Source organism: Yinghuangia soli (genome assembly GCF_021502675.1).
Taxonomy (GTDB): domain Bacteria; phylum Actinomycetota; class Actinomycetes; order Streptomycetales; family Streptomycetaceae; genus Yinghuangia; species Yinghuangia soli.
The window spans coordinates 236,044-245,367 of sequence record NZ_JAKFHA010000001.1 but is presented as its reverse complement, the minus strand read 5'-3'; the positions used below and the strand labels follow the sequence as shown (position 1 = coordinate 245,367).

Genomic DNA, 9,324 nt, shown 5'->3' with positions numbered 1-9,324 from the left:
GTTATGGCCCCCCCACTCTTTGGCGTCCACCGGGGCCAGGGGGGCGGCGCTGGGCCCGGCCCCCCTTCGCATTGCCGGAGAGATCCCTAGAGCGCGGCGACCCGGCGGACGATCTCGCGGCAGAGGGAGGGGATTTCGCTGCGGTCGTCGGTGTACTGGGACGGCTTGACGCAGATCGTGGTGAAGCCGCGGGACATCTGCTCCGGGATCGACTCCAGGGCGAGGGCGATGGGGGCGGGGGAGTGGTCGTCGGGGAAGGTCGGCCGGATGCCGCCGACCATCTCCAGGTCGGCGAGGTCGCGGCCTGCGGCGGACATCGCATCCCGCAGGGCGGTCATCTCGGCGTCGGTGGGTTGGCCGAGGGGGTGGAAGCCGTGGCCGTACCGCACCAGGCGCCGGGTGACCGCGCCGTGCACCGAGCTGCCGCCGAACCACAGGCGCGGGCCCTCGGGGCGGTAGGGCTTGGGGACGAGGTACGCGTCCTCGAAGCGGTAGTGCTCCCCGGTGAAGGACGCCGGGGTGTCGCGCCACAGCGCCGCCCAGGCCGCGAGGTGCTCGTCCAGGAGCTTGCCGCGGCGGGCGAAGGGCACGCCGAGCGCCTCGTACTCCGGGCGGTGCCAGCTCACGATGGGCTGGGCGACCAGCCGGCCCTCGCTCAGCAGGTCGAGTGTGGCGAGCTGCTGGGCGAGGGCGAGCGGGTGCCGTAGCGGGGCGATGACGCCCGCCGCGACCAGGCGGAGCCGCGTGGTGGCCGCGGCGATCGCGGACAGGAGCAGCAGGGAGTTGGGCCAGGGGGTGGCCGGGTCCTGGTTGCCGGGCAGGGCGTACTCGCGCGGGTTGGCCATCAGGCCGTCCGCGTCCGCTCCCTTGCCGAGCACGATGTGCTCGCTGACCATGACGCTGTCGAATCCGGCGTCCTCGGCCTCGCGGGCCATGTCGACCAGGCCCCGCAGGTCGCGCGGGTCGGTCAGGGTCCAGTTCTCGCTGAGGACGAGGACGAGCTTGGGCGCGGCCACCGTACTCCCTTGCTGTGTAGTGATGGTGATGGGACGTCAGGTCATTCGGGGCGGCCTCGGCCGACGCCGGCGTAGACCGCGGGACGGGTGCTGCGCAGCCACCAGCCGTACGCCGCACCCACGACGCCCGCGCCGATCACCAGCGACGGCAGGGCCCAGCGCAGCGCCGAGCCGGAGTCGACGCCGAGCAGCACGCCGAAGTTGTCCAGCGCCAGGATGAAGACGACAGCGAGCGCGACGGCCGCGATGAGCGGGGCGACCAGGCGGTTCCACAGGTGCTCGCCCTCGCGGCGGCCGTTGCGGGCGAAGTAGCGCGCCACGGCCAGCGAGGTCAGGACCAGCAGGAGGATCACGCCGAGGGCGCCGAGGTTGGTCAGCCAGTTGAAGAGCGTCGCCATCGGGTCCTTGTCGAGCAGGACGAAGACCGAGACGACCGCGGCCGCCAGCACGGTCTGGGTGACCGAGCCGATGTGCGGCGAGCCGTGCCGGTGGTGGCTGCGGCCCAGGTGGGTCGGCAGCACGCCTTCCCGGCCGAGGGCGAGGAAGTAGCGAGCCACCGCGTTGTGGAAGGACAGCAGTGCGGCGAACAGGCTGGTGATCAGGAAGAGTTGCGCGGTGTCGGAGAAGCCGCTGCCGATCTGGTCCTCGCTCAGCACGAAGATGAGGTTCGGGCCGTTCTCCTGCGCGGCGCCGACCGCCTTGCCGGTGCCGGCGCCGGACATCATGGCCCACGCGGTGGCCGCGTACAGCACGCCGATCACGGCGACGGCGATGTACGTGGACCGCGCCACGGTCCGCTTCGGGTCCTTGCACTCCTCGCCGTACAGCGCCGCCGACTCGAAGCCCATGAACGACGCCATGACGAAGCAGAACGCCGCGCCGGTGGAGCCCGCGGTGAGCGCGTCCCAGCCGAACGGGTCGAACGAGATGCCGTCGGGTGCCGAGGTGAACGCGCTGAAGTCGAAGACGATGACGGTGAGCGCTTCGATGACCAGCAGAACGGCGAGCACCTTCGCGTTCAGGTCGATGCGCAGGTAGCCGAGGACGCCGACCACGCCGATGCCGATGAACACGATCAGCCACCACGGCAGGTCCCAGCCGAGCTTCGCGTCCAGGAAGTCCGCGGTGGTGAAGCCGAAGAGCCCGTAGATGCCGATCTGCATCGCGTTGTACGAGACGAGCGCGATGAAGGCGGCGCCGACGCCGGGGATCCGGCCGAGGCCGTGGGAGACGTACGCGTAAAACGCGCCCGCCCCGGTGATGCGGCGGCTCATCGCGGCGTACCCGACGCTGAAGACCGCGAGCATCGCGGCGAGCAGCAGGTACACCAGCGGGATGCCGGTGGTGCCGGTGACCGCGAGGCTCTGCGGGATGCCGCCGGCCGCCACGGTCAGCGGCGCGGACGCGGCGACCACGAAGAACACGATGTGCGCCACGCCGAGCTTGCCGGGCGGGGCGTACGCCGCCTCGGCCGATGCGGGGCCGGATGCGGGACCGGGTGCGGGGAATTCCTCGACGGCCATGACGGACCTCCGGGGGAGAGGCGTACCGGGCGGTGGGCAGGGGAAGCCGCCCGGCAGATCATTTGGACCCGTACGATCTGGGGTGACGCTGATCGTACGGATGCAAACAGGCCGCCACAAGAGCTAGATTTCCGGACGGAGCAGCGCACCCCTCGGCGCCGCCCGCACAGATGGGAGTACGTGGAAGTGACCGGCAAGCGGACCATCATCGAGACCGAGAAGGTCGTCCAGGAGCGCCTCGGCGACATTCCGCTGCGCCGCGAGCAGATGGCCGCCGTGTCGAACATCTACCGCGCTGCCACCGCCGTCCGGCAGCACCTGGAGAACTCGGTGCTGCGCGAGGCCGAGCTCACCTGGACCGCGTTCACCGTGCTGTGGGAGGTCTGGATCTGGGGCGAGTCGGAGACCCGGCACGTCGCCGAGGAGGCCGGCATCTCCAAGGGCACGCTCACCGGCGTCGCCCGCACCCTGGAGTCCCGCGGGCTGCTGCGCCGCACCCAGCACGCCTCCGACGGCCGTCTCGTCCTGCTCGCGCTCACCCCCGAGGGCGACGAATTGATGTCGCGCGTCTTCCCGGCCTTCAACGCCGAGGAGGCGTTTGTGACGGACGACCTCTCCTCGGCCGACTGCCTCAAACTCGCCGACAGCCTCCGCAAGATCGTCGCCCGCCTGGAGGCCAAGGGCGACGAACGCCGCGAGGAACTCCTCGCGGGCGCGGCCCCGAAACCGCGCCGCAGCGGCCGCCGCCCGAAGAGCGGTTCCTGACGCTGTTCGGCGGTATTCCATGCGCGTCGAGGTGCCGATTTCAGTTGGCGGAGATCTTTCGTGAGCCAGGCAGGCCAGGCTGCAACTTTAGCTTCTGTCATGTCCCTTGCGGAGCGGCAGCGCACTCCCGGTCCGAGACCGGGAGGGCGTCTTTATGTGTTTCGCGACGCAGGGACGGATTCCGGACGCGCGTGTGCGCGAGCGTTCCGTCAGCGCTCTCTGAGGCGCATCCGCTCGCTCGCGAGTTTGAACTGTTCCCGGGTCACGGACAGGACATGGATGTCCCAGTACCGGCCGGCAAAGAATTCATGCTCGCGAAGAACGCCCTCGACGCTTGCGTAGCCGCGGGACACAAGGCTGCTGAACTGCGCGTAGTTGTAGTCGAGCGACTGCAAGTACAACTTTCGCAGTGGCAGGATCGTGAATAGGTAGTCGGCGAACAGCATGGTCGCCGTCACGCCGACGCCAGTCTGCTGCTGATCCGGGCCGACAACTGTTCCCAGTTGTGCGTGCCCATTTCGGTCGTTGACGTCGAAGGCTCCGACGTATCCCAACTGCTTTTGGCCTCTGGTGTCCTCGATGATGTGGCCGAGGACGTCGGGCCTTTGCAGGTTCATTCGTATCGATTCGGGGGTCGGTATGCGTCCGCGGTAGACCCAACGGTAGGAGACTTCGTCGGTTGCGAACAGAGCCCATAGGAAGGGGATATCGGCGTCGTCGGCCGGTCTCACCCTGATCGATCTGTTCGCCCGAAACATAGGGGAGATGTCTGGCCTTGCAAACCGGGACTGCGATGAAATTTCAGTCATGATGGCTGCCCCTGGACCGTGTCTGCCTCGAAGCGGTTCAGGATGTCATAGGCCCTGGCGAAGAACAGGTGCACGTCGGGAGTTCCAGGTCCGTTATTGGCGATCGCGTTGACTATTCCACGGACCTGCACAAGAGGCATTCCACCGGAGTCAGTTCCGAGGTATTCATACACGGGTCCACCGCTGTCGCCGCTTATGCCGGCAGCGGCGTTATTGGCCTGGGATGCCGACACCCCCGCCGCCCAGACGTTGCCCCAATCGTCGACCAGATAGGAGTCGGCGTCGTCCACGCGGATCCCGCATTTTTGGCCGATCACCGAACCGCCGTTGCAGACGTAGTCACCGTCTTGGGTACCGCCGGTGGATATGATCAGCCCTTTTTGGTCGGAGTTCCAGGCGCCATAGTAGAGATAGGGTGCAACCGGGGCGTTGGTGCGGTAGACCGCAGCGTCGTAGTACGGCTCGCGATCGGAGATTACGCCGAGTTTCCCCCCGTCCGGCCGATTGATCTGGTCGGCATTATTTCCGGGCGTGACGCAATGATTGGCGGTCACCATCCCAGGGTTCCCATCCGAAAACCTGACGGGAAAACCGGCGGAGCATTCGGCCTGTGCGGCCGGGTTGACTATGCGAGCGCCGCCGGTGTAGGGATCAAGGTCATTCATACGGCGATTTGAGGGGTGCATGGGAGCCTGCTTGGATATCGTGGTATCCACGCCTGCCAAGGCGGCCGGGTCCGGAATGTCGGATGCTCCTCGCGCCGCGACCGACCCTTCGCCCGATGGGACGGCCGAAGGGTCGGTGACACCCACCTTGAGGCCGTGGCCGTCAGAAGGCACGGCAATGGAGACGATCCTATAGGGCAGGCCGGGGTTTTCGCGTAGTCCCATGGTCAGACGCTTGCGCGCCTCCGCAAGGTCCAGGCGCGTGTATTTCGACGCGTTCACCCGGGCGACGCTGATGTCGATTCCGGGATGGTTCTTCTTGGCGGCGGCGAGGATCTCGTCCGAGCGGTCGCGCTGCGTCAGATAGACATCCACGCGGCGTGCCAGCGGATCCAGTCGAACTCCTGAATACACGTCGGCGGCGTGCTCTCGTGCCGTCTTGTCCACGGCATCAGCGAAATCGCGCAGGGGGCGAAGTATGGCGAGCTGCTCATCACGGGAGAGTGCGGTGAACTCCTGTACTGTCTGCGGTTCGCCTTCGGCGGCCTGCGACGAAGGGGTCACTGTTCCGATAAGGCAGGCCGAAACCAGTCCACCTACCGCGGCGACAGACCATGACTTTCTTGGCTTGCGCATGAATCCCCCAAATTAGACATTGCGCCAACGATCCCGTCGGGCGCGTTCTGACCTTAATGGGAGTGCCTTGCTCAAGCAATTGGCAGACCGATCAAAGTGCAATGTCGAATTTGGGGGACCTCGGGCGATCAATCCGTTATTGTGCCGGGTGCGAAAGCGGGGGGATTGCCCTGGACGACTCGTACAGGAATCCCTGTACCGGAGGCCTTGCTGCTCGGGTCATCGAGCCGGGCTTGCACCGCGGCAGGGTCGGGGACCGTGACCTGGATGTAAGAGCAGTCGCTGGCGGAGGTCACCAGAGCCCGCGTGCCGATGATGATACCGATCTGCTGCTTCGCGGATGTGCACTGTGCTCGGGTCGCCATTCCCTGCTGGAAGCTCACTACGGACAGGTCGAGGGCGGGGGAATGCTTCGCCATGGCGTCCCGAAAGTCGCCTTGGCGGCTGAGGTCGGTCAGGTAGACGGTGACGGTTCCAGACTCGGCGACGATGCGGACGTTGGTGTAGATGCCGCCCAGGGAGCCTTCGCCCACCTTGGCGGCGGTATCCGCGGCATCCCGAAGCGGTCTGAGAATTCGGATCTCGTCGTCCAAGGTCGACTGCGTCGGTAGCGGCGCGGACGGAGTAGCCCCTGGGGTTGACGCCGCGCCCGCGGCAGCCTGGGGAGCGCTGTCGGAGCGGAACATGGAGGTTGCCAGTACGGCGCCTGAAATGACGGCTGTCGCCAGCAGCGAGCTGGTCACAGCGATTCCGGATCGGCGGCGTCGGCGAAGGGTGGCTGTACGTGCCAGGACACGGTCGTAATCGATTGTCTCGAGAGGGCTGTCGGCCTGGTCGGCCTCCCTGGCCAGCGCCTCCGAGAGGTTGCTCTTGCCCAAGTCCATCACGATTCTTCCTCCTTGGCCGTGTGGCTCAGCGCGAGTGGTGTGTCGGACCAGTGCCGGCGCAGGGTCTTGCGCGCGTCGTGCAGATGGGCCTTGACAGTGCCGGGACGGCAGTCGAGCATCTCGGCGATCTCGGCGACGGGCAGATCCTCGTAGTAGTGCAGGACGACGCACGCGCGTTGTCGGGCGGGGAGTACCGCGAGGGCGTCCCGCAGGGACAGGCGATCGCACACCTCGTCGGCGCGGTCCTTGTCGACGGTCACTATGTGTCCGGAGAGTTGCAGTTCGGTCGAGCGCCAGCGAGTCCGCCGCCGTCCCCGGTCGATCTCCAGGTTGACCATGGTTCGGCGCACGTACGCTTCCAACTGCTGCAAATCGTGCGTTGCCCTGCGCGCCAGCGTGCGAGCCAGGGCCTCCTGTAGGAGGTCGTCAGCTCCGTGGTTGTCCCCACGCAACAGGAAAGCGCTCCGCTTGAGCGCGGCCCCACGGACCGTAACCAGCTCGTGCAGAGCCCGCCTCATATCCCCCATGGCCTGCCTGTCCTGGCTGGTCGCCGCGTCCGGTCGTCACGGACCTTCTGCCTATCAAGACGAAGCACTGCCCGATGAGGTTTAGTCGTAGCGGCGACTCGTGTGTGAAGGCTCGCAAAGGAGGCCGCAGTCATGGACTGCGGCCTCCATATCGGGGTGTTTCGCCGTCAAGGTAGTGCGATGGTGTCACCAGTTCGTGGCTGCTGAGCTGCGGGCGTGGTCGGTGAGGGCTGCGAAGAGGGCGGCTTGGGCGGTGTCGGTTGCCGCGGTGTCTTCGGGGTGCCATTGGACGGCGAGGAACAGGGCCGGGTGGTCGCGGAGTTCGACGGCCTCCACGGTGCCGTCGGTGGCTCTGGCGGTGGCGGTGAGGCCTCGGCCCAGGCGGTCTATGCACTGGTGGTGGTAGCAGGAGACGTCGGGCTTCTCGGTGCGCATGGCGGTGGCGACCGCGGAGTCGGGGCGCAGGCGTACGGGGTGGACGACGTGGCGGTGGTGCACCGGCATGTCCTGGGTGAGGGTGCCGCCGAGGGCCACGTTGGCGACCTGCATGCCGCGGCAGATGGCGAGAGTCGGCAGGCCCGTGGCCAGGGCGTGGCGGGCGGCGGCGAGGTCGAAGGCGTCCTGGGCGTCGTCGACGTCGTACACCTCGTCGTGGACGTCGGCGGCGCCGTAAGTGTGCGGGGCGAGGTCGCCGCCGCCGGGGAGGAGCAAGCCGTCGCAGCGGGCCAGGCGTTCGGCGGCGGAGCCGGGGTCGGCGGGGTGCATCATGAACGGCTCGCCGCCGGAGGCGTAGACCGCTTCGGCGAGGGCGCGGGCGGTGACCTCGGCGGAGTAGCGGAGCGCGGAGGTGCGCTCCGCGAAGCGGCAGGGGAGCGCGATCAGCGGGCGGGGGCTCACAGTTGGATCCACGTGGTCTTGAGGTCGGTGTACTTGTCGAGGGCGTGCAGGGACTTGTCGCGGCCGTGGCCGGACTGCTTCATGCCGCCGAACGGGACGTTGAGACCGCCCTCTTCGTAGCAGTTGACCCAGACCGTGCCGGCCTTGATGCGGCGTGAGATGCGGTGTGCGGCCGAGATGTCGGACGTCCAGACGGCTGCGGCCAGGCCGTAGTCGGTGTCGTTGGCGAGGGCGACGGCCTCGTCCTCGGTGTCGAAGGTGAGGACGGCGAGGACAGGGCCGAAGACCTCGTTGCGGGCGAGGGAGTGCGACGGGGTGACCTGGTCGAAGACCGTGGGTTCGAGGTAGCAGCCGGGGCGGTCGAGGCGGGCGCCGCCGGTGCGGAGGCGGGCGCCTTCGGCGAGGGCGGTGGCGATGTGCGACTCGACGTTCTTGAGGTGCTGCTCGGAGACGAGGGCGCCCATGTCGGTGGCCGGGTCGAGCGGGTCGCCGACGCGGAGCGTACGGGCGCGTGCGACGACGGCGTCCACGACCTGGTCGGCGACCGAGGAGTGGACCAGGAGGCGGGAGGGTGCGGTGCACATCTCGCCCTGGTTGAAGAAGATGCCCCAGGCGGCGGTGGCCGCGGCGGCGGCCAGGTCGGGGGCGTCGGGGAGCACGATGTTCGGTGACTTCCCGCCGAGTTCGAGCCAGACGCGCTTGAGGTTGGAGTCCGCGGAGTAGCGCAGGAAGTGCCGGCCGACCGCGGTGGAGCCGGTGAAGGCGAGGACGTCGACGTCCGGGTGCAGGCCGAGCGCGCGGCCCGCCTCGGGGCCTTCCCCGGCGATGACGTTGAAGACGCCGGGCGGCAGGCCGGCCTCGTCGGCCAGGCGGCCGAGGAGGAGCGCGGAGAGCGGGGACTGCTCGGCGGGCTTGAGGACGACCGTGCAGCCGGTCGCGAGGGCCGGGGCGACCTTCCAGGCGGCCATGGTGAGCGGGAAGTTCCAGGGGACGACGGCCGCGACGACGCCGACCGGTTCGCGGGTGACCAGGGCGACCGCGTCGTGGGCGGTCTGCGGGGCCTCGTCGACGAGCTTGTCGGCGGCCTCGCCGTACCAGCGGAAGGTGTTGGCGACCGCGCGCAGTTCGATGGCGTACGCCTCGGTCACCGGCTTGCCCATCTCCAGCGAGATGGCGAGGGCCAGTTCCTCGCGGTGCGCCTCGACCAGGTCGGCCAGGCGGACGAGCATGCGTCCGCGCTCGGTGGCGGACAGCCGCGGCCAGGGGCCGGTGTCGAAGGCGCGGCGGGCGGCCGCGACGGCGAGGTCGGCCTCGGCCCGGCCGGCCCGGGCCACCTCGGCGAGGACGCGGCCGTCGCGCGCAGAGACGACGGTGAACACCGCGCCGCCGCCGGGATGCGCGGCGCCGTCGATGCGGTGGTGCGTCTCGGGCCGGAAGACGGCGGCCCGGGCCTGCCAGTCGGCGTGGGTGAGGTCGGTCATGGCGTCCGGCTCCCGCAGGTCGAGGCTATTGTTTGAGGCCAAACGATACCGGGGAGGGCGCCGGAAGGAAGGGGTTGACCTCCGCGTACGCCGCTCACTAGATTGTTTGGGGTCAAAC

Annotated in this window: 9 protein-coding genes; 1 reads left to right on the top strand and 8 read right to left on the bottom strand. The window is 68.5% G+C overall.

Translation table 11 applies throughout. The features are described 5' to 3' along the window. Positions 1–86 precede the first annotated feature (86 nt). A complete protein-coding gene (locus tag LZ495_RS01060; protein WP_235049841.1) occupies positions 87–1,016 on the bottom strand; it encodes a TIGR03619 family F420-dependent LLM class oxidoreductase in 930 nt (309 codons plus the stop codon). A gap of 41 nt (positions 1,017–1,057) precedes the next feature. Beyond that, positions 1,058–2,539, bottom strand: a complete 1,482-nt coding sequence (locus LZ495_RS01055) for an APC family permease (protein ID WP_235049840.1) — start codon at positions 2,537–2,539, stop codon at positions 1,058–1,060. A 186-nt stretch (positions 2,540–2,725) separates the two neighbouring features. Between LZ495_RS01055 and LZ495_RS01050 the strand changes: the two genes are divergently transcribed. Further along, positions 2,726–3,304 (top strand): MarR family winged helix-turn-helix transcriptional regulator, encoded by a 579-nt coding sequence (locus tag LZ495_RS01050; protein ID WP_235049839.1) that lies wholly within the window; start codon positions 2,726–2,728, stop codon positions 3,302–3,304. Positions 3,305–3,513: 209 nt separating this feature from the next. Here the strand turns inward: LZ495_RS01050 and LZ495_RS01045 are convergent, their stop codons facing one another. The 6 genes from LZ495_RS01045 to LZ495_RS01020 form a co-directional block, all read right to left on the bottom strand. Further along, a complete protein-coding gene (locus LZ495_RS01045) occupies positions 3,514–4,035 on the bottom strand; it encodes a GNAT family N-acetyltransferase (protein WP_235049838.1) in 522 nt (173 codons plus the stop codon). A 74-nt stretch (positions 4,036–4,109) separates the two neighbouring features. After that, entirely contained in the window at positions 4,110–5,414 is a 1,305-nt protein-coding gene (locus LZ495_RS01040; protein WP_235049837.1) for a chymotrypsin family serine protease, read from the bottom strand. 128 nt (positions 5,415–5,542) lie between these two features. Continuing rightward, complete coding sequence (locus LZ495_RS01035; protein WP_235049836.1) at positions 5,543–6,301, bottom strand: hypothetical protein; 759 nt, start codon at positions 6,299–6,301, stop codon at positions 5,543–5,545. Further along, a complete protein-coding gene (locus LZ495_RS01030) occupies positions 6,298–6,819 on the bottom strand; it encodes a sigma-70 family RNA polymerase sigma factor (RefSeq protein WP_235049835.1) in 522 nt (173 codons plus the stop codon). The genes LZ495_RS01035 and LZ495_RS01030 overlap by 4 nt, the downstream gene beginning before the upstream one ends. A 195-nt stretch (positions 6,820–7,014) precedes the next feature. After that, positions 7,015–7,725: a gamma-glutamyl-gamma-aminobutyrate hydrolase family protein gene (locus LZ495_RS01025; protein WP_235049834.1), complete on the bottom strand. Its 711-nt coding sequence runs from the start codon at positions 7,723–7,725 to the stop codon at positions 7,015–7,017. Then, positions 7,722–9,206, bottom strand: coding sequence for an aldehyde dehydrogenase (locus LZ495_RS01020; RefSeq protein WP_235049833.1), 1,485 nt, complete (start codon positions 9,204–9,206; stop codon positions 7,722–7,724). Before LZ495_RS01020 ends, LZ495_RS01025 begins: the two co-directional genes overlap by 4 nt. Positions 9,207–9,324: the final 118 nt, after the last annotated feature.